This window comes from Enterobacter sp. V89_11, from assembly GCF_029967775.1.
In the GTDB taxonomy this organism is placed as follows: domain Bacteria; phylum Pseudomonadota; class Gammaproteobacteria; order Enterobacterales; family Enterobacteriaceae; genus Enterobacter; species Enterobacter ludwigii.
Window position 1 is genome coordinate 133,221 of record NZ_JASCAN010000006.1, and the last position, 21,303, is coordinate 154,523.

Genomic DNA, 21,303 nt, shown 5'->3' on the forward strand with positions numbered 1-21,303 from the left:
GCCGCCACTTTATCGGGGAGAATAGATGGCGGCCAGTCAGTGGGTGTCCTGAGGGTAATGAAACACGGGCAGTCCCAGTTTCAAGCGCAGCGCAAGCAAGCGAGCCGTGAAGCCAAATAACAAGGTGGCGATGACCACGACGTCATGGCTGGAAACATAATGCTGTAAAGCGATATACAGAACGGCTGATGCAAAGGATATCCCAGCGTAGAGCTCTTTTTGAAAGACCAGAGGAATGCGTTTGCAGAACATATCGCGCAGTACGCCGCCAAATACGCCCGTCACGACTGCGGCAATAGTGGCAATCACCGGGCTTTCGCCCATATCCAGCGCAATTTGTGCCCCGATGATGGAGAACACGACCAGGCCCAGAGCATCAAGCACTAAAAACAGACGTCGAAGATGGGGCATTACAGGAGCAAGGATAGTGGTCAGCACTGCGGCGACAGCCACAATGATGATGTACTCGGGGTGCTTAACCCAGCCGAGAGGGTAATGCCCCAGCAGGATATCGCGTACCGATCCGCCTCCCAGCGCGGTGGCGGTAGCAATAATGATGACCCCAAACGTATCCATACGACGGCGTCCGGCAGCGAGTGCACCGGTCATGGCTTCGGCAGTGATCCCGACGAGATAAAGGATATGTAGCAGCATGTGTTCCCCCGATATTGAGGGCAACAGGGTAGCGTTTTGTGCGGTCTGTCACGATTTAGTTTTTCTTGTGTGAGGGCATTATCCTTAATTTTGATAATGACTGAACGTTGTTTGGCTGGGTGTGATGGCGATAAACGGTAATTTTCACATTACAATTATTCATGTTATAGGCGTTTGCCGCCGATAGCCTGTTCCGATAAAAAAATGGCCCCTGAACGGGGCCATGATGAGAAAGCGGCTTGAATAAAGCGTTACTCGATATTCTGGATCTGCTCGCGCATCTGCTCAATCAGCACTTTCAGTTCAATGGCGGAGTTGGTCACTTCAGCATTGATCGACTTAGAGGCCAGGGTGTTCGACTCGCGGTTGAACTCCTGCATCATAAAGTCGAGACGACGCCCTACGGCTTCTTTCTTCTTCAGGATGTTGTAAGTCTCTTTAACGTGCGCTTCCAGACGATCCAGCTCTTCGGCAACGTCAATGCGCTGTGCCATCAGCACCAGTTCTTGTTCCAGACGGGTATTTTCCAGCTGAACTTCCGCTTCTTCCAGTTTGGCCACCAGGCGCTCACGCTGCCATTGCAGGACCGCAGGCATATGGGTACGGACTTTAGCCACTTCGGTGGTCACGCCTTCCAGACGCTGCTCAATCATCGCTTTGAGGGCCTGGCCTTCAGTTTCGCGGGCAATGATAAAGTCATCCAGCGTGCTGTCGAGGGCACTGAGAATTTCAGCGGCAATCGTGTCCAGATCCTGCTCACCGGCGGCCATGACGCCAGGCCAGCGCAGAATATCGACCGGGTTGATTTCCCCTTCATCGCTTTGCATCTTGACCCAGTTCGCTGCAGTGACTAGCTGTTTCGCCAGTTTTTCGTTGAGGATCAGCTCACCCTGGGCGCTGGCATCAGGCTCAAAACGCAGGTTACATTCCACTTTACCGCGCGTCAGACGAGCACGGATACGCTCGCGTACAACAGGTTCAAGGCTGCGGAACTGCTCCGGCATACGGAAATACGTTTCCAGGTAGCGCTGGTTTACCGAGCGCATTTCCCATGTAGCGCTACCCCAGCTACCCTTGATTTCACGCCGGGCGTAGGCGGTCATACTGCGGATCATAGACATTCCCGTTTTTAAAGGAGAGATGGGGGGATTATAGCTTTCGGGGGCTTCTCAGGATAGGAATAAGCGTCCTTTATCCGTATAATGCGCAGCCACATTCGTTTCAAGCCGGAGATTTCATCATGCGTCCAGCAGGTCGTAGCGCCAATCAGGTGCGTCCCGTCACCCTGACCCGTAACTATACAAAACACGCAGAAGGCTCCGTACTGGTTGAGTTTGGTGACACCAAAGTGCTGTGCACCGCGTCCATCGAAGAGGGCGTTCCACGCTTCCTGAAAGGTCAGGGCCAGGGCTGGATCACTGCGGAATATGGCATGTTGCCGCGTGCAACCCATACCCGTAACGCCCGCGAAGCGGCAAAAGGCAAGCAGGGCGGCCGTACCATGGAAATCCAGCGTTTGATCGCACGTGCGCTGCGCGCCGCCGTTGATCTGAAAACACTGGGTGAATTTACCATTACTCTGGACTGCGACGTCATTCAGGCAGACGGTGGTACGCGTACGGCGTCGATTACCGGTGCATGTGTGGCGCTGGCTGATGCCCTGAATAAGCTGGTTGCAGCCGGTAAGCTGAAAACGAATCCGATGAAAGGGATGGTCGCGGCTGTTTCCGTGGGTATCGTTAACGGTGAAGCGCTTTGCGATCTGGAATACGTTGAAGATTCCGCTGCCGAGACTGACATGAACGTGGTGATGACTGAAGACGGTCGCATCATTGAGGTGCAGGGCACGGCAGAAGGTGAGCCGTTCACCCATGAAGAACTTCTTACCTTGCTGGCGTTGGCCCGAGGGGGAATTGAATCTATCGTAACGACGCAGAAGGCGGCGTTAGAAAATTGATTTTAAAGGCGACTGATGAGTCGCCTTTTTTTTGTTCGTACAAAAGCAAAAGTCGGAGGAGTAAGCCCATGAAATCCTGGCAGCGTGAGTTTATTGAGTTTGCGCTTAACAAGCAGGTCCTGAAATTTGGCGAGTTTACGCTGAAATCCGGGCGTAAGAGCCCCTATTTCTTCAACGCCGGACTGTTTAATACCGGGCGCGATCTGGCATTGTTAGGCCGTTTCTATGCCGAAGCGCTGGTGGACTCCGGCATTGATTTTGACCTGCTGTTTGGCCCAGCCTATAAAGGCATTCCGATTGCCACTACCACTGCGGTTGCGCTGGCGGAACACCACGACCGCGACGTACCGTACTGCTTTAACCGTAAAGAGGCTAAAACCCACGGTGAAGGCGGTAATCTGGTAGGCAGCGCGCTGCAGGGTCGCGTGATGCTGGTGGACGATGTGATCACCGCCGGTACCGCTATTCGCGAATCGATGGAGATTATTCAGGCCAACGGCGCTACGCTTGCTGGCGTGCTGATCTCTTTGGATCGTCAGGAACGCGGGCGTGGCGAAATCTCTGCTATTCAGGAAGTTGAGCGCGATTATGGCTGTAAAGTGACGTCGATCATCACCCTGAAAGACCTGATTGCGTATCTGGAAGAGAAGCCTGAGATGGCGGATCATCTGGCTGCGGTACGTGGGTATCGCGAAGCTTTCGGCGTGTAATATCAAGCCCGGTGGCGTTCTGCTTACCGGGCCTGAAGATTATTGCAGTTGTGCCGCCACTAACGGCCAACGGGCGTCAAAATCGTCCGTTGGACGGTATTTAAACTCGCTGCGAACAAAGCGGGAGAGCATGCCTTCGCAAAACGACAGGATCTGACTTGCCAGCAGCGTTTCATCGGTGCTGTAACCTTCACCCTCACGCATTTTTTTCTCGCGCAGTACCTGGCGCAGTTGTGCTTCAATACGCTCGAAGAGCTGGTTAATACGGCCCTGCAATCGGTCCTGCTCGAACATCAGCGCGTGGCCAGTCAGGATACGGGTTAAGCCCGGATTGCGCTCACCAAAGCCCAGAATGAGCTGCACAATCAGACGCAAACGCGCAGTCGTGTCTTTTTCGTCTTTTAGAATCAGGTTGATGCGAGTGATCAGACTGTCTTCGATAAATTCGATCAGACTGTCAAACATCCGGGTTTTGCTCGGAAAATGACGATACAACGCCGCTTCAGACACGCCCACGGAGGCGGCCAGTTTTGCGGTGGTGATGCGTTGACTACCATCGCTGGATTCAAGCATCAGCGCCAGAGATTGAAGTATTTCTTCGCGACGGTTCCTTTTCGCGGTTTGTTTTTCTGCCATGTTACAAAATACCCCTGAAAATAAGCACTTGCCAGGCTGGCATCCACACAGCGACCGCAAACTGACGTTTGCGGTTTGTTATTGCATTATGGCGCTGTGAGATACGTGTCGGTCGGGCGGTTATTTGCGCCCGGAATGGCCGAAGCCGCCTTCGCCACGGTCGGTGGCGTCAAAGTCTTCCACCAGGTTAAATTCTGCCTGTACCACCGGTACAAAGACCATCTGTGCTATACGCTCGCCCGGTTCAATGGTGAAGCTGTCCTGACCACGGTTCCAGACGGAAACCATCAGTTGACCCTGGTAGTCAGAGTCGATCAGGCCGACCAGGTTACCCAGTACCACTCCATGCTTATGACCCAGACCAGAACGCGGCAGGATCACCGCTGCCAGCGACGGGTCAGCAATGTGGATTGCCAGGCCGGTTGGGATCAGGGTGGTTGCACCCGGAGCCAGCTCTACGGCGTCATCGAGACAGGCGCGCAGGTCAAGACCGGCAGAGCCGGAGGTGGCATAGGTTGGCAGCGCAAATTGCTTACCAACACGCGGGTCCAGAATCTTAACGTCGATTTTTTTCATCATAACGGGTAACGATCTCGTCCAGTAATTGTTGGCCCAGGAGTTCCTTGCGCTCAAGCGGTAAGACTTTATCTCCATCCTGCCAGAAAAGGTGCAGTGCGTTGCTGTCGCTGTTAAATCCTTGCGTGGCCAGCGATACGTCGTTCGCGCAAATCAAATCGAGGTTTTTGCGGGTACGTTTTTGCCGGGCATATTCTTCCACATTATTTGTTTCTGCGGCAAACCCAACAACGTAAGGACGATGGCTTTTCAGTGCGGCGACACCCGCAACAATGTCCGGATTTTTCACCATTTTTAGTGTTAATTCATCGCCTTGCTTTTTAATTTTTGACCCGGAAATGGTTTCGGCACGGTAATCTGCAACAGCCGCACAGCCGATAAAAATCTGCTGGTTCTGCGCATGCGCCTGTACGGCGGCGTCCATCTCCAGGGCGGTGGTGACATCAATACGCTGCACAAATGGCGGTGTCGGTAACGAGACCGGGCCGCTCACCAGCGTGACCTTTGCACCGCGTTTTGCCGCCGCGGCAGCAATGGCAAAGCCCATTTTACCGGAGCTATGGTTGGTAATGTAACGCACCGGGTCCAGCGGCTCGCGCGTTGGACCCGCGGTAATCATGATGTTGAGATGTTGCAGATCGTTGACAGGCGAAAAATGGCCGGCGGCCAGCTCAACGATGGTCAGCGGGTCAAGCATACGACCAGGACCCACATCACCACACGCCTGGCTACCGCTGTCCGGCCCCCAGATGAGCAGGCCGCGTGAGGCCAGCGTCGTCAGATTATGTTGGGTGGCGGCGTTGCGGTACATCTGCTGGTTCATCGCGGGGACGATGGCAACAGGTGCGGGCGTGGCCAGGCAAATGGTCGAGACCAGATCGTTTGCCATGCCGGCTGCTACGCGGGCAATTAAATCTGCTGTGGCGGGGGCAAGGATAACCAGGTCTGCCCATTTTCCCAGCTCAATATGGCCCATCGCGGCTTCGGCGGCCGGATCAAGGAGGCTGTCAGAGACGGGGTACCCTGAAACGGCCTGCAGGCTCAGAGGCGTGATAAAGGCTTTGCCGCCTTCCGTTATCGCGACCCGCACATCCGCCCCGCGCTCGCGCAAACGACGCACCAGCTCCGGCGCTTTATAGGCAGCAATACCGCCGCTCACGCCAAGAACGATTTTTTTACCGGCCAGGCTCATCATGATTCTTTCCTGTTGGGTTTCACCAGAGAGCGGGCATTTTATCACAATCCCAAAAAGGGGGTGATTTTGTCCTTCGGCCAGTTTGCGAGGCGTTACGCAGGAATGAAAAGTGGGCGTCGAGCGCCGGGGGTGGCTGTGGCAGCATGATGGCAAATCGAAGGAGACAGGCATGGAAGAGACTGAACTGCTGCTACCGCGTGAAAAAATGCTGCGCTATGGCGTCACGTTGTTAAAGGACGACGAGTTGCTGGCACTCTTTTTACGCACCGGAACGCCCGGCAAAACGGTATTTACGCTGGCAAAAGAGCTCATCGACCATTTTGGTTCGCTGTATGGCTTATTGACGGCAGATCTGACGGAATTCAGGCACGTCGAAGGAATTGGCGTGGCGAAGTTCGCCCAACTGAGGGGGATTGCTGAACTGGCCCGCCGTTTTTACGACGTCCGTATGGAAGAGGAAGATCCCATACTCACCCCGGATATGACACGCGTATTTCTCCAGAGCCAGCTATCAGATCTGGAACGTGAGATCTTTATGGTGATCTTTCTTGATAACAGGAACCGGGTACTAAAACATAGCCGTCTCTTTTCCGGAACACTGAGCCACGTTGAGGTTCATCCGCGAGAAATTGTGCGGGAAGCGATAAAAGTGAATGCAGCCGGCGTGATACTCGCGCATAATCACCCCTCTGGCTGTGCAGAACCAAGCAGAGCTGACAAAGAGATGACCGAACGCATTATCAAATGCTGCCAATTCATGGACATTCGTGTGCTCGACCATCTGATAATTGGTCGCGGCGAGTACATTTCTTTTGCAGAACATGGCTGGATTTAGGCTATTTCTCGCGATCCATCGGGATCTTTGTCTGTTCGGGACTTGAGCACACCGCCGAGTCAGCGTATACTACGCCACCTTTGAGAATCTCGGGTTTGGCATTTGGGCCTGGCAATCGAGAGTTCAATAGAACTATGCGATGACCGGGCTGTAAAGCCTGACGAGGCGCCGATACCCCATACGAAGCTCGAGCTAATTTGATTTTTGGAGAATAGACATGTCCCGAGTCTGCCAAGTTACTGGCAAGCGTCCGGTGACCGGTAACAACCGTTCCCACGCACTGAACGCGACTAAACGCCGTTTCCTGCCGAACCTGCACTCTCACCGTTTCTGGGTTGAGAGCGAGAAGCGTTTTGTCACCCTGCGCGTATCTGCTAAAGGTATGCGTGTAATCGATAAGAAAGGCATTGATACAGTTCTGTCCGAACTGCGTGCCCGTGGCGAAAAGTACTAAGTACTTAAAGAGGAAATAAATCATGGCTAAAGGTATTCGCGAGAAAATCAAGCTGGTTTCTTCTGCTGGTACAGGTCACTTCTACACCACCACGAAGAACAAACGTACTAAGCCGGAAAAACTGGAACTGAAAAAATTCGATCCAGTTGTACGCCAGCACGTACTGTACAAAGAAGCTAAAATCAAATAATTTTAGCCTCCTTGTATTGAAAAACCCCGCAACTGCGGGGTTTTTTGCATTCTGCATCTTACTCCGGAGGAACCATGCCTGAATTACCTGAGGTAGAGACCAGCCGCCGCGGTATTGAGCCGCATCTGGTCGGCGCGACTATTCTTCATGCTATCGTTCGCAACGGTCGCCTGCGTTGGCCGGTGTCCGATGAAATCCATGCGTTAAGCGATAAACCGATTCTCAGCGTCCAGCGTCGCGCCAAATATCTGCTGCTGGAGCTGCCCGACGGCTGGATTATCATCCATCTCGGTATGTCTGGTAGTCTGCGCATCCTTACCGAAGAACTGCCCGCGGAAAAGCATGACCATGTCGATCTGGTGATGAGCAACGGTAAAGTGCTGCGTTACACCGACCCACGACGCTTTGGCGCATGGCTGTGGACCAAAGAGCTTGAAGAACACAGCGTTCTGGCGCATCTGGGGCCAGAGCCGCTTTCTGAGGCGTTTAACGCGGAATACCTGAAAACGAAGTGTGCAAAGAAGAAAACCCCGATCAAACCGTGGCTGATGGACAATAAGCTGGTGGTGGGAGTAGGGAATATTTATGCCAGCGAATCGCTGTTTGCCGCCGGGATCCATCCCGATCGGCTGGCCTCGTCGCTGTCATCCCTGGAGTGTGAACTGCTGGTCCGGGTGATTAAAGCGGTGCTGTTGCGTTCTATTGAGCAAGGGGGGACCACCCTGAAGGACTTCCTGCAGAGCGACGGTAAACCCGGCTATTTTGCTCAGGAGCTTCAGGTATATGGCCGTAAGGGTGAGCCGTGCAGAGTCTGTGGGACACCGATTATTGCAACGAAGCACGCCCAGCGCGCCACGTTCTATTGCCGTCAGTGCCAGAAATAGGGCTACTTTAATTTTTCCATCAACGCCTGATGGACGTTAGCCGGCAGGAAATGGGTCACGTCACCGTGATGACGCGCCACCTCTTTGACCAGCGAAGAAGAGATAAACGACCACTCTTTTGAGGGCATCAGGAACACGCTCTCCAGCTCTGGCATCAGGTGGCGGTTCATGTGCGCCAGCTGCATTTCGTATTCGAAGTCAGCCACCGCGCGTAACCCGCGGATCAAAATGTTAGCCTGCCGGGCACGGGCGAAGTTGGCCATCAGATCGCTGAAGCCCACCACCTCGACGTTTGGCAGATGTGAGATAGCGTCAGTGGCAAGGGCAACGCGCTCATTGAGGTCGAACATGGGTTTCTTACTGGGGCTGGCGGCGATCGCCAGAATCACCTTATCAAACATGCATGCCGCACGGGTGATGATGTCAAGATGACCGTTGGTGATGGGATCAAAGGTACCCGGATAAATCGCTTTTGTGCTCATGGCTCACGTTTTCTCTGAGTAGCCGCGGCAAAGCGCCCACAGCTCGGTGTATTTGTTGAAAGTATACTGGGCATTCACCACCGCCAGTAACCACCCCTGTTTACCGTCCAGCACGCCGCCTCGCAGCAGCAGTGTTTTCAGAAATGCCCCCAGCGTGTGGGTGAAAATACCGGTCAGCGTGGCCTTCTTGCCGCGCAGGTGGCGCTCCTGTGCCCATGCGGTGGCATAGTTAAGCTGTTTGCGCTGGAAGCTGGCGAAATCCCGGCAGGTCAGATGCAGCAGATCGCCCGTCAGAGGAATGACGGGGGCGCTGTCGCATGCCAGGGATTCATGGACCAGATTATCGTTGTACTGATATCGCTCACGCTCGTAGAGGCGCATTACGCGGTCTGGATACCAGCCGCTGTGGCGCATAAAGCGGCCAAGAAAATAGTTGCGACGTGCAATGCTGTATACCGCGCCAGGCTGAGGTGCTGCCAGCACCGCCTGAATGGCCTGGCGGAGCTCTGGTGTAATGCGCTCGTCAGTGTCCAGCATCAGCACGTAATCGCCAGTAGCATAGCGCTGCGCGCGCTGTCGCTGGATGCCGTAGCCTTGCCAGTCGGTATCGATAAAGACCTTTGCACCCGCGGCACGGGCGACATCCACCGTGTTGTCCTCGCTGCCGGAGTCGAGAAGGACAATTTCGTCAGCCCAGGCGACGGAGGCCAGGCAGTCCGGAAGCAGGTCGGCGGCGTTTTTGGCGATCATCACGACCGACAGACGCGTTGACATTAGTGGCTCCGCTGAGGCAGATAAGGTTGCAGAAGTTGCAGCAGACGAGTGAGTGCGCCCTGGTTCTGATGCAGCACTTCGACAGCATGGCGACCATACCAGAGGCGGTAGTCTTCGTCGGTCAGAAGGGTTGAGACCTCTTTGACCACCGAGTCCGCGTCGGTCACGGTAATTAACCCGTCGGCTTGCTGCAATTTAGCGCAGATATCTTTGAAGTTAAACGTGTGTGGGCCCATCAGCACCGGAATGGCGTGTGCGGCCGGCTCAAGCGGATTATGGCCGCCGCGCTCCACAAGGCTGCCGCCGACAAAAGCCAGATCGGCAATGCCGTAAAGCAGCATCAGCTCACCCATTGTATCGCCAATCACAACCTGAGTGCTGCCGGAGGGGATCTCACCGCTGCTGCGCAGGGTAAAGCTGAAGCCGCCTTTCTGCACCATCTCACGCGCATCTTTAAAACGTTCGGGGTGACGGGGGACCAGAATCAGCAGCAAATCGGGGAATTTTTCCAGCAGCTTACGATGGGCCTGCAGGATAATGGCTTCTTCGCCGTCATGGGTGCTGGTTGCAATCCATACCTGGCGGCGCGGTGCCCACTGGCGACGTAGCGTAATCGCACGGGCGGCGAGTTCAGGCGTGACGGAGATATCGAACTTCAGGCTACCCGTCACCGCAAGCTGGTTGCGTTTCAGGCCCAGAGCGAGAAAGCGCGCCGCGTCTTCTTCGTTCTGCGCGGCAATCAGCGTAATTCGGCTGAGCAGGCGGCGCATAAATTTACCTAACTTGCCGTAACCTTTCGCCGAGCGCTCTGAAAGGCGCGCGTTGGCAATCACCAGCGGAATTTTACGGGCATGCAGGGCGGAAATCATATTTGGCCACAGCTCGGTTTCCATGACGATCACCAGTTTCGGGCGAACGGTATTCAGGAAGCGGTTCATGGCGCAAGGCAGGTCATAAGGCAAATAGACGTGTTGAACGTCTTTACCGAACGCCGATAATGCGCGTTCAGATCCCGTCGGCGTCATGGTCGTGACCGTGATCGGCAGTGACGGATAGCGGTGACGAAGGGCGCGAACCAGCGGGATCGCCGCCAGCGTTTCGCCAACAGAAACGGAATGCAGCAAAATACCGTCCGGCACGACTTTATTGCGGCAGTAACCATAGCGTTCAGCCCAGCGTTTACGATACGCAGGCGCTTTACGGCTACGAAGCAACAGTCGCAGCCACACTAGTGGCTGGATGATGTAGAGCAGGGCGGTATACAACAATTCCAAGCGATTATCCGTTTTTTAGTTTCGGCGGGGAAATTCTAAGCATTTAAGCCGGGTAAAGCTATCTCTTATGCCAGATACCGTTTTAAACGGAAGTAGCGTCGGCCCAGGCGCCAGCGCAAACGGGGGCTTTTGGCACTTTTCCAGATAAGCCTCCAGATACCCGTGTCGAAGAACTCTTTTATTATCATCGACTTCTTCTGCACATCCTTCATATTGTCGAAGGTATGAATGATCCCAAGCCCCTCTTTGGCGATTTGCCAGTGGCAGGCGGGGATATCTTTCACTTTTTCCGGGTAACGCTGGTTGATGGCATCCAGCATCTGCAGAATTTTCATGTAATGGCGCGCCGAGCGAATCAGCGTGTCATCATTGTCCGGCATATGGGAAACCGATGCGGAGTGAATGTAATAGTCGTAAAAACGTTCACTGGTGTACTGCACGCGGTCAGCTGCGAGCAAGACTTCGGTAGTCCACGGGATATCCTGATGGCGCAGGCCGGGCTCAAAACGAAAACCGTTCTGACGAATAAAGTCATGGCGATAGATATTCAGCCAGGTCACATGCAGAAACTTGCGTGAGTCGAGCGCTTTTTTTAACCAGGCCGCACCGGTCATGACGCCTGTCGAGGCCAGCTTGTCTTCCGGGAAAATCGGCCGTGAAGGCTTCTTATTGTTTTCCCAGACGTAGTTTCCGTTGCAGGTGGCGACATCCAGATTCTGCGTGACGGCCATATCAAGCAAGCGCTGATACATGCCGGGCTTAAAGACATCATCAATATCCGGGAAAGAGAGATATTGGCCGGTAGCGACGGCTAGACCGGTATTGCGCGCAATGGATACACCCTGATTTTCCTGTTCAATAACCTGCATTTGCGGCAGTTTTTCACGCCAGGTTTCGACTATCTGCATCGAACTGTCCGTGGAGCCATCATTGACGATGATGACTTCCATACTGTCGATCTGTTGATTCGCAAGGCAGGTAAAGAACTGATCCAGGAAAGCTTCGCCGTTATAAACGGCAACCACTACGCTTAATAATGGCGCTGAATTTTGCATAAGAAACCTGATTATTATTGATTGTCTACCAACGCAACATATTGCTGGCAAATGGCATTTATCCCGAACGACGCGATCGTTGCGCTATCAACGACAGGCGGGGAGGTATAGAGATCGGCCAGTGTTTTCGCCAGTGATTCGTCATTCATCTCCGACAGCCCGCGCGCCAACGTACCCGTGAGGATTTCAGCGGGCCCGCCAGGACAGTTCGTACTGACAGGCGGCGTCTGGCAGATGATGGATTCTACCAGTACGTTACCAAAACCTTCACAGTCAGAACTTAACACTAAAAGCCGTGCGCCTTTAATCCACGGATAAGGGTTGGACTCGAAGGGGCGGAAAATAACCTTGTCTTCGATCCCGAGTTCTTTCGCTAACTGTTTAAGCTGTTGAATTTTGGTGTCAGAACCGTTGCCCATCATCACCAGCGATGCGTCTATTTTGCTCTGCGCATAGGCACGCAGAAGGCGGTCGTGGCGTTTATGTTCATGAAAACGACCCACGTGAATAATGTAATCCTGCCCCTGCATCTCAAAAGGCGCATCCGCCAGACGCTGGATTTCAGGAATATCAAAGGGATTATGGATAACCGCTTTGCGACGAAGGTCGATGGACAGCGTCTCTGAGAGATCTTTCAGCACGGCGGCGGAGACGGCGACAACGTTTCGGTTTTCGTAGGTATGACGAATTTTGTAATGCTTAAACCAGCGTGAAAGGCCGTGGCGATGACGCAGGTAGGAGAATGAGAACATGCCATGCACGCAGAACCAGACCTTATCGCGATCCAGCGCACGACTGTGCGCCACAATACGATCGGTTTTATGCAGGTGCGAGAATATGACGTCGAACTTCCCGCTGCGCTCAGCCTGTTCAATGGCATTGTCCAGCAGCTGCGCCCGGCGCGGGATCTCGGTGAGCTTTCTCCAGGGCTTTTTACACGTATCCTGAATGACCTGATAATCAATGCCTGCCGGGATGGCGTAGTCGCACACCTTTCGCAGGGAGAAAAGGGAGACCTGATGCCCCATTTCTATCAATCCGCTGGAGAGGGTGAGAACCGTTTTTTCGGCTCCTCCACCGGGCAAACCATCAATAATCATTAGGATGCGCATTTTTAATCCAGTAATTTTTGATAAAGCGAAATAAGCTGACTTGATAATTTTTCTGGGGTCGCTTCTTTTACGCGCTCACGCGCTGCCCGCCCCATATCGTTATTCTTATCCAAAGATGGAAGGGTCATGACTGCCTCCTTCAATCTGCTGATATCAAGTGCATCACAGTAAAAGCCATTCTGACCTTGCTCAATAAACTCTGCACCACCGCAACTCACTGAAGTAATGACGGGCAAACCGCAGGCCATCGCTTCAAGAATGACGTTTGGAAAAGGATCATACAGCGTTGGCAGCAGTAATCCATCGGATACCTGGTAAAATGGCAGTGTCTCTTTTTGCATCCCCAGGAAGCGAATTTGCCCCTCACAGCCCAATGAACGGGCGAGGTCACGGTAACGACTTTCTGCTTTATCCTGTCCAACCACAATCAGCCACGCGGGTGTGCCCGCAATAGCGCGGATAGCGCTGGCCAGTCCCTTACGTTCAAAACCTGACCCGACGAAACACAACACCACGGCATCGACAGGCAATCCGAGCTGCTGACGCAGTGCAGCGCGCAGTCCTTCGGTTGCCGGAACGAAGCGGCTGGAATCTATTGAATTATAAATCACATGTATCTTTTTTGCGTCAATATCAAAGTCTTCGATGATTTCGCGTTTGATCATCTCCGCATTGCAGATAACGGCTTTCAATTCAGGAGCCTGATACATTTCACGTTCAGCGAGCATGACGTAGCGATGGTAGCGATCGTGCATCAAAAGTTGTGCACGCCAGGCAGGTAGAATGCGCGCACGCTGCAGCAGCCAACGCCGGTGCACGCCATCCCCTGCGCGGTAAATATCGCAGCCAGGAATACGCTCGTGGCTCTGCACAATGTCAAACTGCTGCTGTTCCCACAGCGCACGCGCGGCATGTGCAAACCCGCGTTCGCGACTGATTCGGCCCCATTTACGCGGGTCGCAAATATGGATATGCCAGTCGTCCTGCTTCTCCCCCTGCCACTCACGCGTGATGACGTTGAGCTCCAGGTTTTGGTTGCTCAGTGCGGTAAGTGCCCGGGAAACGAAGCGTTCCGCCCCGCCATCAGGTCGGTATTTTTGGCGAACAATCGCTAAACGATGGTGTTTCATTACAGGTATCTCCTGGCGGCGGAGACCACGACATCAACGGGAATGGCGTCGAGATAGCGTTCAGTTGTTTTGGTATCAATGGCGTCCGGGTCGGGAAGTGGGCCAAAATCGCCAGCCCAGATGACTTCACCGTTGACCTGCCATGGCGACCAGAACACCCGTTTTGACGGGCCGAAGAGAGCAATGCACGGCGTCTGAAGCGCGGCGGCCATGTGCATCGGAACAGAATCGACGCCAATAAAGAGGCGCGCATGATCGATAAGTGATGCCAGCTGGCGCAACGTGAGTTGACCGGCCAGAGAGACTACGCCCGTTTTTGGCGCCGCGGCGAGAATGCGGTCTATCATCGCCAGCTCTTTTTTATCCGGGCCTGCGGTGAGAACCACAGTGTGGCCATCCTTCTGGAGTGCCGTGATGGTTTGCGCCATCTTGCCTTCGTCCCAGCACTTAAAGAACCAGCGTGACGTTGGCTGGATCACCACGTAGTTATCAGCCACACCCTGTTGCGTCAGTAGCTGGCGCGCACGATCCCAGTCCTCTGCGCGATAGGCCATAGTGACGGCTGGCTGAGTCGGGACGGGCAACGGTGAAAGAATAGAAAGATTTTGCTCAACGGTATGGAGAGACGGGTGATTGGCGACGGAAACCAAATCGGTATGGCAAAAACGCCAGAACGCGTTTTTTCGCTTGTTAAACGCGAACCCGAGGCGTACTGGCGCGCCGGTGAAACGGGTGACAATGGCGCTGCGCCACTGATCGGCAAGGTTTATCACCAGATGATAACGCTGCGCTCTTAAGGCACAGAGTAACTGCCACTCTTTTTGCAGATGTTTCAGGGTGCCGAGCTGCTTCCATTTACGATCTATACCGTAGATGGTGCCGATCGCCGGATGCGCGGCGAGCATATCGCGTGTCTCTTCATAAAGAAGAACATCGATTTGCGCCGTGGGCCATTTTTGACGTAACGAATTAATGACCGGAGTTGTGAGTAACATGTCGCCATGATGTCGAAGTTTGATAAGTAAAATACGTAAATCAGGCGTGTCGAGTAGGTTAATCATCATCATCTTATCAGCGGTATACTGTCAGCAATTCTAATAGACCTGATGGCGACTTGCACTCTTTCTCCATAATGTCAGGAATTTCCCTGGAAGGGTTTACTCCTGCTTCGCAGAGTGCGTAACATAGCCCTCACTCTTACGTCTTACGGACTCATTATGAAAAAACCAGCGTTTATCATCACCATTGATACAGAAGGCGATAATCTCTGGCAAAACCACCGTGTTATCAAAACGGAAAACGCACGCTACCTGGCACGATTTCAGGCGCTATGCGAGCGTTTTGGTTTTAAGCCGGTCTGGCTGACCAACTATGAGATGGCGATCGAACCGGTTTTCATTGAGTTCGCAAAAGATGTGATTGCCCGCGGCCAGGGCGAGGTTGGCATGCATCTTCATGCGTGGAACAGCCCACCTGAACATGACCTCACCGGTGATGACTGGCGCTGGCAACCTTATCTGATTGAGTTTTCAGATGAAATTATGCGCGAGAAAGTGCTTTTTATGACGCACTTACTGGAAGAGACCTTCCAGACCAAAATGCTGAGCCACCGTGCCGGGCGTTGGGCGTTTGATCGTCGCTACGCAAACTTGCTGATAGAGCTGGGTTATCAGGTTGACTGTTCCGTCACCCCACGGGTGAACTGGCGAAATGCCAAAGGGGCGCCGCAGGGTCACGGAGGAACGAATTATCAGCATTTCCCTGACCATGCCTACTTTATCGATACAGAGGATATTTCCCGCCCGGGAAAGAGCCCTTTGCTCGAAGTGCCGATGAGTATTCAGTATAAACACCCGGCCTGGCTAAACACCGTTAAACAGGGCTACGATCGGCTGCGTGGGAAATACCGTTCCCCGTCAGTTAACTGGCTGCGTCCGTCCGGTGGAAATGCGTCTGAGATGATTAAGGTCGCACAACAGTGCTTGTCGCAGGGCAATGATTATGTGGAGTTTATGCTCCATTCTTCAGAATTTATGCCCGGCGGAAGTCCTACGTTCAAAGATGATGCGGCCATTGAAGGGTTGTACCAGGATTTGGAACAGTTGTTTACATGGCTGTCGGACAAGACGGTGGGGATGACGCTGGCGGAGTTTTATCGGAGTAAAAGAAGCGCCGGTTAACCGGCGCCTAAAGATTATCTCTGAACGGTTTTTTTCACGGGTGTACTAAATATGATGGCTAATGGTATCCAGAATAACACCCAGTATTCGCGCGGATTACTGATAACGAACATCCCCTGAGTGGAATAAAATACGAGAGCGAAAATCAGTACCGCAACCTCGGCTTTGTGGTCTACAGCAAGGTGTCTCAGGCATTGCCTGAATGCGTAGGCAATCATCGCTAAAAACAGCGTTAGCCCTACGATTCCGCCCTTAAGAAAGGCACCGAAGTAGAGGCTGTGTGTAGTCGTCACATGCTGTTTATAACCATTAATGAATGACAGATCTTTATTAAATCCCCAGCCAAATACTAATCTTTCTTTTGTTACTTCAAAAGCATGCTGCCAGATGCCAAAACGAACGGAGCCAGCCTGGTTAGAATCTTCAAACCGCTTTATAAGCAGGTCGTAAAAGCCGCTGTAATAAAGTGTAATGCCCAGTATAAGCAGAGTGGCCAGGGACAAGAACACAAATTTCTTGTTCCATTTTGGTTTAATACAGAATACGACAGCTGTTGCTATCATTAACGCCAATAATGGTCCACGGCTTTGCGTCAGTAATAAGCCACTCAACAACAACGGAACCGGAACATAATACCAAAGGCTGCGGGTTTCTCGCACGAGAATCGCACTTAAAATAATCCCCAATGCCATATATCCGCCCAGGTCAATGACGTTGTCGGGTGCATAGGGAAAAGCAAGTCTTAGGCGTCCGATAAGTAGATGTGTTTTATTAACATAGACTAATGTCAGTAAAGTCAGTGTAACAATTCCAAAATAAGCTGAACCAATCAGGTATTTCTTCTTGTTTTCAAGCTCACATTGCCGGTACAGGCAGAAGAAAATAAGGATGTAAAATGAATGGGTAAGAGCAGAACTTAAGTGTGATGTCTCGGCCCAAAGGTTCGAGAGTGAAAAATAAAGGACAAATAGGGTTAGTAGCCCAAGTGCTGGAAGAAATTCTTTGTCATGTATAAACCGCTCTCTGGCGCTTTTTACCATCATTATGGTGATAAGAAAAAGGGCCAGGGAAACGTGGAAAAGAATATTTACCTTAGACACCCCACAGAATATCATGCTTAAAAACATAAATGCTACAAAAGGGTAAAATGTAATACGCGGCAGTCTATTTAAAAACATCCGTAAAATCCTTTCTGACAAAAACAGAAGAAGGTATAGCACTTTGAGGGGAAAGATTAATCACCTCTTTGTTTGCAGAAGCAAAAATCTTACTTGCAAGAGAGAGTGCAGGAAGAACAATATCCTGTACTTTATCTTCCAGAAACGAAGGCAGCATGGTTTCGGCTTTCTCATAAAATCGCGGTTGAGAGAAGTGTGTCATATCCAGTCCAGCAATATAGATTTTTGAGAACCCCATGTAATATAAGACCTGCAATGCCCAGTAAACCACTGTACCGGCATCAACGATACCCTGACAAATATCGAGGCTAAAAGCGCTATTTGGCGTATTTTCAGAAAAAACGATCCCAGGACGATCCTTGAGGGTATCAAAAAGCGCTTCGCGTTTGATTGAGGGTTTATACGTTTCGTAGCAAATATCTTCGATTATGGCTATCTGGCAGTGGATATTTTCGTATGAAAAACGGTCAATAAGCTTAACCACCCCCATAGCCGTTGTAAACAGAAGCAAATTTTTATTGGCTACGATACGCTTTAACAACGCTGTTTGCCGGTCAATAAAAGTCATGTCAACAATAAAGTAATGGCTAAAATTAAGCTGGTTATGAAGATGCCATGCCCCATTTACCCCCGTACGAATGACATCTACGGGTAATGTTGAAAAATCTATTTTTTTGACTGAGGGGCCAGTGGCGGTAATTAACACTTCTCCGCTAAATGCATTTTTGAGAGAAGTAAGGGCTGTAAGTTGAACGGGCTGACCACGATAGACAAAATCAGAAATCTCGCCGCTTTCATTTCGCGCAATCTTCACATACGGCCACAAATTTTCATTGTGACGCATGTTTCTTTTATGGGTATAACGGTAAAACTGCTTAGTCAGAGAGCCCATCTTAAGCCTTCTCGATTTCACTATTTTTATGCGCAACAGTAGACAACAAATGACTGATTCTCGCCAAATCTTCGTCTGTCACCTCAAAGAGCTCTTCTTTCGGCTGGCTGAAGTAGTAACGCGTTTCAAAGACGTAAGAGTTTATATTTTCATCATTCCCAATCAGCAATACCTTGCCAAGCGGACGTTGTTCATAATGGCAGCAAGGGCCAAACAGCAACACCACCGGGACGCCCACCGCATCGGCAATGTAGATATTCCCTGAATCTGACGCAATATAACAATCCATTTTGGATATCGCCCACGGGAGCTCTTCGAGCGATATTTTTCCAATGAGGTTGATAAAATTGGGAATTTCACCGTAAGCGCGGGTGATGTCATCCATCCACGGCTGTTCGTTCGGTGCACCAAAAACATAAAACTCGCAGGGCAGGTCGGCAAGGTGATCGACAATACGCTTCCAGATAACCGGGGGAACCGTCTTTGCTTTATTGCCTGCAGAAATGCTGATACCAATTCGGATAACCCCGGGTTTATCGAGAATTTGCGGGTAAACCGCAGGCTTGAACAGGGGCTTTGTGGCGTGCTTGGGTGAGTCCTGCCAGGTGAGCGCGCGATCGGCGAGCTTGAGATAGTTAGTGACGGACAGCGTCTTTTTGGCATGCTCAACGGTACCATCAGCCGTGGCATAAAAAATTCCGTGATACCATCTGCGCGTATAAGTGCTTAAAAATTGTTTGTTTTGTGCATTACAGGCTGAGGCGAAAAAGAGATTCACACTGTTGGGCTGCAGCAGATAGACATTGTCGTAGCGATTCATGATCCGGCAGGCGAAGCAGAGCTTACGCCACAGGTTGCGCTTTTGCTGCTCCACAAAAAAGATCTCTTCGATACTGTCGTCATGCTGAGCCAATGCGTTAACGCTGCGGCTGATCAGCACATCGCTTTTTTGCAGATACGCCAGTAGAGGCGTTGCATTGATAAAGTCACCGATTTTGGCTGTCTGAATGACAAGGTTTCTGCCCGTGTCTTTGCGAAACAGCTTCCGGATGAGTTTCACCGGAAAAAGTAAAATCAGCAGAAATACATAACTCATGGGTTAAATATCCCTGTTAGAAAGCCGATGGCTGCCCTGTAAAAACGAAAAAATCGCATCTGCGGTAATGTCTCTCATCTGCTGCGTCGGACTGACCATTTGATGCTGGTTTTTACCGTACCCCCCGATCAGCCCCGGGTCGGTCGGACCGAAAAGGGTGATATTGGGGCGGTCCAGCGCTGCGGTTAAATGGCTTAATCCGGTATCCACGGATACGACGGCATTGGCGCCTGCCAGTTGCGCGGCAACCTGAGCCAGCGTGAGTTTAGGTAACACTTCCACATTTGAAAAACCCGCGGCCAAACGCTCTGCGCGTTGCCTTTCGTGTTCTGCGCCCCACGGGAGTTTAATATGGATGCCGGTCGGTTGCATTAGCTCAATGAGTCTTCGCCAGTGTGATTCTGGCCAGTGCTTATCATCGCGCGTTGTGGCATGCAGAAAGACCAGATAGGGCGGCGTGTGCGTCTTCGCATCGCGCAAAAAATGCTGCGCAATAGCGTAATCACCCTGCGTGTCTGGTTTTGCATAGCCGAGGCTTTTCGCAAACAGCTCGCGGGTGCGCTCCACGGCGTGCTGCTGTTTCGCGATATGGTGGCGGCGATTATAGAACAGGCTCGCCAGCGGCTCGCGGGCGGTTTGCCAGTCCATACCGTGCTTTACGCCGTGCGCCAGACGCGTGACCAGCGCGGCGCTTTTGACCAGACCCTGTGCGTCAATGATGGCATCGTAACGCTGCGCTTGCACCGCATCACGGAAGGCTTGACGTTCAGCCTTAATCGGTGCTGAGAACCACGCTTTACGCCAGCGGCGGATAGCAACCGGGATCACGCGGTCTACTGCTTCATGCCAGGTGGGGATCTGTGCGAAGCCCTCCTCCACCACCCAGTCAAAACGAATGCCGGGAATGGCCTGCATGGCGTCGGTGAGCGACGGCAGAGTATGCAGGACATCGCCCATGGAAGAGGTTTTAACGATCAATACCCGCATCCGTTATCCTTCTTCACTCAACAGCAGCTCGTTGAGCTCTTCAAGGACACGCTCGGGCGTGATGTCGATCAGGCTCTGGTGATAGCCTTCAGCCGCATCGCCTTTTCGCACCTTGTGATAACCGCTGATCAGACGTATGACGCGCGCTTTATGAGAAAGCGGTGGCGTAAAGTCAGGGCTGCTGGGGCCATACAGAGCAACCAGCGGCCGGTTGAGCGCAGCGGCGACGTGCATCAGGCCTGAGTCGTTGGTGACGACGGCTTTACAGGCGGCAAGTAAAACTACCGCCTGTTCCAGCTGGGTTTCCCCTGCCAGATTACGGCACCATGCCTGCTGTTCTGTATTCAACGAAGCCAGAATTTCGTTACCCGCCTCGTGGTCTTTCGCCGAGCCAAACAACACGACCTGATTACCTTCATCGATCAGCTGTTTTGCCAGCTCAGCGTAATGATAATGCGGCCAGCGTTTTGCCGGGCCGAACTCTGCTCCCGGGCAGAAACCGATCATGGGGCGTTCTGATGAAATTCCAAACGCGTTGCAGGTGTGGGATTTCTCACCGTCGTTGACCTGGAGCTGGGGCCAGAGCAGCGGTTGCGGCAGATCTTTTGCGCTGCGCATCACGCCTTTGTCATAGGCCAGCGCGACGTAGCGCTCGACCATAAGTGGCCAGGCGTCTTTATCAAGCACGCGCGCGTCGTTCAGCAGACCGTAGCGCATTTCTCCACGCCAGCCGGTGCGATGGGGGACGCCCGCAAAGAAGGGTACCAGGGCGGATTTAAAGGAGTTAGGCAAGACATAGGCGCGGTCATAGCGCTTTTCGCGCAGGCTATGGCCGAGCTTGCGACGTTCACCAATTTCCAGCGCGCCGTGGCCGAGCGGCATTGGGATCGCCTCGTTAACTTCCGGCATACGCGATAACAACGGACGGCACCAGGCAGGTGCCATCACGTCAATTATCGCCTGGGGATAACGCGCCTTGAGCGTGCGATAGAGACTTTGCGACATCATCATGTCGCCCACCCATGACGGGCCGATCACCAGAATTTTCATAC

General features: G+C 52.5%; 24 protein-coding genes. 7 read left to right on the forward strand and 17 right to left on the reverse strand.

What is annotated here, in order from left to right:
- Nucleotides 1–36: 36 nt before the first annotated feature.
- Nucleotides 37–654 (reverse strand): trimeric intracellular cation channel family protein, encoded by a 618-nt coding sequence (locus QLG09_RS06580; protein ID WP_049023108.1) that lies wholly within the window; start codon nucleotides 652–654, stop codon nucleotides 37–39.
- 251 nt (nucleotides 655–905) lie between these two features.
- Nucleotides 906–1,769, reverse strand: coding sequence for a YicC/YloC family endoribonuclease (locus QLG09_RS06585; RefSeq protein WP_020882693.1), 864 nt, complete (start codon nucleotides 1,767–1,769; stop codon nucleotides 906–908).
- Nucleotides 1,770–1,894: 125 nt separating this feature from the next.
- On the opposite strand from QLG09_RS06585, the gene rph reads away from it, so the two are divergent.
- Nucleotides 1,895–2,611: a ribonuclease PH gene (gene rph / locus QLG09_RS06590; RefSeq protein ID WP_013094888.1), complete on the forward strand. Its 717-nt coding sequence runs from the start codon at nucleotides 1,895–1,897 to the stop codon at nucleotides 2,609–2,611.
- Nucleotides 2,612–2,679: 68 nt separating this feature from the next.
- The gene (pyrE, locus tag QLG09_RS06595; protein ID WP_014168048.1) at nucleotides 2,680–3,321 is read left to right on the forward strand and encodes an orotate phosphoribosyltransferase; all 642 of its coding nucleotides are present in this window, start codon (nucleotides 2,680–2,682) and stop codon (nucleotides 3,319–3,321) included.
- Between the two features lie 39 nt (nucleotides 3,322–3,360).
- On the opposite strand, the gene slmA is transcribed toward pyrE, so the two are convergent.
- From slmA to coaBC, 3 genes are all read right to left on the reverse strand, one after another.
- On the reverse strand, nucleotides 3,361–3,957 hold the full coding sequence (slmA, locus tag QLG09_RS06600) for a nucleoid occlusion factor SlmA (RefSeq protein ID WP_020882692.1): 597 nt from the start codon (nucleotides 3,955–3,957) through the stop codon (nucleotides 3,361–3,363).
- 120 nt (nucleotides 3,958–4,077) lie between these two features.
- The gene (dut, locus tag QLG09_RS06605; RefSeq protein ID WP_014168052.1) at nucleotides 4,078–4,536 is read right to left on the reverse strand and encodes a dUTP diphosphatase; all 459 of its coding nucleotides are present in this window, start codon (nucleotides 4,534–4,536) and stop codon (nucleotides 4,078–4,080) included.
- Nucleotides 4,514–5,725 carry a bifunctional phosphopantothenoylcysteine decarboxylase/phosphopantothenate--cysteine ligase CoaBC gene (gene coaBC, locus QLG09_RS06610; RefSeq protein WP_152691344.1) on the reverse strand — a complete coding sequence of 404 codons (1,212 nt, stop codon included), beginning with the start codon at nucleotides 5,723–5,725 and terminating at the stop codon, nucleotides 4,514–4,516. The genes dut and coaBC overlap by 23 nt, the downstream gene beginning before the upstream one ends.
- 172 nt (nucleotides 5,726–5,897) lie before the next feature.
- Here coaBC and radC point away from each other — a divergent pair, with 172 nt between their 5' ends.
- The 4 genes from radC (at nucleotide 5,898) to mutM (ending at nucleotide 8,091) form a co-directional block, all read left to right on the forward strand.
- On the forward strand, nucleotides 5,898–6,563 hold the full coding sequence (radC, locus tag QLG09_RS06615; RefSeq protein ID WP_020882690.1) for a DNA repair protein RadC: 666 nt from the start codon (nucleotides 5,898–5,900) through the stop codon (nucleotides 6,561–6,563).
- A gap of 217 nt (nucleotides 6,564–6,780) precedes the next feature.
- Nucleotides 6,781–7,017, forward strand: a complete 237-nt coding sequence (gene rpmB / locus QLG09_RS06620) for a 50S ribosomal protein L28 (protein WP_002436699.1) — start codon at nucleotides 6,781–6,783, stop codon at nucleotides 7,015–7,017.
- A 22-nt stretch (nucleotides 7,018–7,039) separates the two neighbouring features.
- The gene (gene rpmG / locus QLG09_RS06625; protein ID WP_003024094.1) at nucleotides 7,040–7,207 is read left to right on the forward strand and encodes a 50S ribosomal protein L33; all 168 of its coding nucleotides are present in this window, start codon (nucleotides 7,040–7,042) and stop codon (nucleotides 7,205–7,207) included.
- Nucleotides 7,208–7,281: 74 nt separating this feature from the next.
- Nucleotides 7,282–8,091 carry a bifunctional DNA-formamidopyrimidine glycosylase/DNA-(apurinic or apyrimidinic site) lyase gene (gene mutM, locus QLG09_RS06630; RefSeq protein ID WP_049023110.1) on the forward strand — a complete coding sequence of 270 codons (810 nt, stop codon included), beginning with the start codon at nucleotides 7,282–7,284 and terminating at the stop codon, nucleotides 8,089–8,091.
- Between the two features lie 2 nt (nucleotides 8,092–8,093).
- Here mutM and coaD read toward each other — a convergent pair whose 3' ends face one another.
- From coaD to rfaQ, 7 genes are all read right to left on the reverse strand, one after another.
- Nucleotides 8,094–8,573: a pantetheine-phosphate adenylyltransferase gene (gene coaD / locus QLG09_RS06635; RefSeq protein WP_014168056.1), complete on the reverse strand. Its 480-nt coding sequence runs from the start codon at nucleotides 8,571–8,573 to the stop codon at nucleotides 8,094–8,096.
- Between the two features lie 3 nt (nucleotides 8,574–8,576).
- On the reverse strand, nucleotides 8,577–9,347 hold the full coding sequence (locus tag QLG09_RS06640) for a glycosyltransferase family 2 protein (RefSeq protein ID WP_032679320.1): 771 nt from the start codon (nucleotides 9,345–9,347) through the stop codon (nucleotides 8,577–8,579).
- Nucleotides 9,347–10,621: a lipid IV(A) 3-deoxy-D-manno-octulosonic acid transferase gene (waaA, locus tag QLG09_RS06645; RefSeq protein WP_014168058.1), complete on the reverse strand. Its 1,275-nt coding sequence runs from the start codon at nucleotides 10,619–10,621 to the stop codon at nucleotides 9,347–9,349. Before waaA ends, QLG09_RS06640 begins: the two co-directional genes overlap by 1 nt.
- 65 nt (nucleotides 10,622–10,686) lie before the next feature.
- Nucleotides 10,687–11,676 carry a glycosyltransferase gene (locus tag QLG09_RS06650; protein WP_020882686.1) on the reverse strand — a complete coding sequence of 330 codons (990 nt, stop codon included), beginning with the start codon at nucleotides 11,674–11,676 and terminating at the stop codon, nucleotides 10,687–10,689.
- A gap of 14 nt (nucleotides 11,677–11,690) precedes the next feature.
- Nucleotides 11,691–12,788: a glycosyltransferase gene (locus QLG09_RS06655; protein WP_032679322.1), complete on the reverse strand. Its 1,098-nt coding sequence runs from the start codon at nucleotides 12,786–12,788 to the stop codon at nucleotides 11,691–11,693.
- A gap of 2 nt (nucleotides 12,789–12,790) precedes the next feature.
- A complete protein-coding gene (locus tag QLG09_RS06660) occupies nucleotides 12,791–13,918 on the reverse strand; it encodes a glycosyltransferase family 4 protein (RefSeq protein WP_282488786.1) in 1,128 nt (375 codons plus the stop codon).
- Nucleotides 13,918–14,985: a putative lipopolysaccharide heptosyltransferase III gene (gene rfaQ, locus QLG09_RS06665; protein WP_073970974.1), complete on the reverse strand. Its 1,068-nt coding sequence runs from the start codon at nucleotides 14,983–14,985 to the stop codon at nucleotides 13,918–13,920. Before rfaQ ends, QLG09_RS06660 begins: the two co-directional genes overlap by 1 nt.
- A gap of 150 nt (nucleotides 14,986–15,135) precedes the next feature.
- On the opposite strand from rfaQ, the gene QLG09_RS06670 reads away from it, so the two are divergent.
- Complete coding sequence (locus tag QLG09_RS06670) at nucleotides 15,136–16,098, forward strand: polysaccharide deacetylase family protein (RefSeq protein ID WP_025206458.1); 963 nt, start codon at nucleotides 15,136–15,138, stop codon at nucleotides 16,096–16,098.
- 14 nt (nucleotides 16,099–16,112) lie between these two features.
- On the opposite strand, the gene QLG09_RS06675 is transcribed toward QLG09_RS06670, so the two are convergent.
- The 5 genes from QLG09_RS06675 to rfaF are packed head-to-tail and all read right to left on the reverse strand — an operon-like array spanning nucleotide 16,113 to nucleotide 21,301.
- Nucleotides 16,113–17,276: an O-antigen ligase family protein gene (locus QLG09_RS06675; protein WP_073397563.1), complete on the reverse strand. Its 1,164-nt coding sequence runs from the start codon at nucleotides 17,274–17,276 to the stop codon at nucleotides 16,113–16,115.
- Nucleotides 17,263–18,168 (reverse strand): sugar glycosyltransferase, encoded by a 906-nt coding sequence (locus QLG09_RS06680; protein ID WP_049023112.1) that lies wholly within the window; start codon nucleotides 18,166–18,168, stop codon nucleotides 17,263–17,265. Before QLG09_RS06680 ends, QLG09_RS06675 begins: the two co-directional genes overlap by 14 nt.
- 1 nt (nucleotide 18,169) lies before the next feature.
- The gene (locus QLG09_RS06685) at nucleotides 18,170–19,264 is read right to left on the reverse strand and encodes a glycosyltransferase family 9 protein (protein ID WP_049023113.1); all 1,095 of its coding nucleotides are present in this window, start codon (nucleotides 19,262–19,264) and stop codon (nucleotides 18,170–18,172) included.
- A 3-nt stretch (nucleotides 19,265–19,267) separates the two neighbouring features.
- Nucleotides 19,268–20,251, reverse strand: coding sequence for a lipopolysaccharide heptosyltransferase RfaC (rfaC, locus tag QLG09_RS06690; protein ID WP_032679328.1), 984 nt, complete (start codon nucleotides 20,249–20,251; stop codon nucleotides 19,268–19,270).
- A gap of 3 nt (nucleotides 20,252–20,254) precedes the next feature.
- Entirely contained in the window at nucleotides 20,255–21,301 is a 1,047-nt protein-coding gene (gene rfaF / locus QLG09_RS06695; protein WP_020882677.1) for an ADP-heptose--LPS heptosyltransferase RfaF, read from the reverse strand.
- Nucleotides 21,302–21,303: the final 2 nt, after the last annotated feature.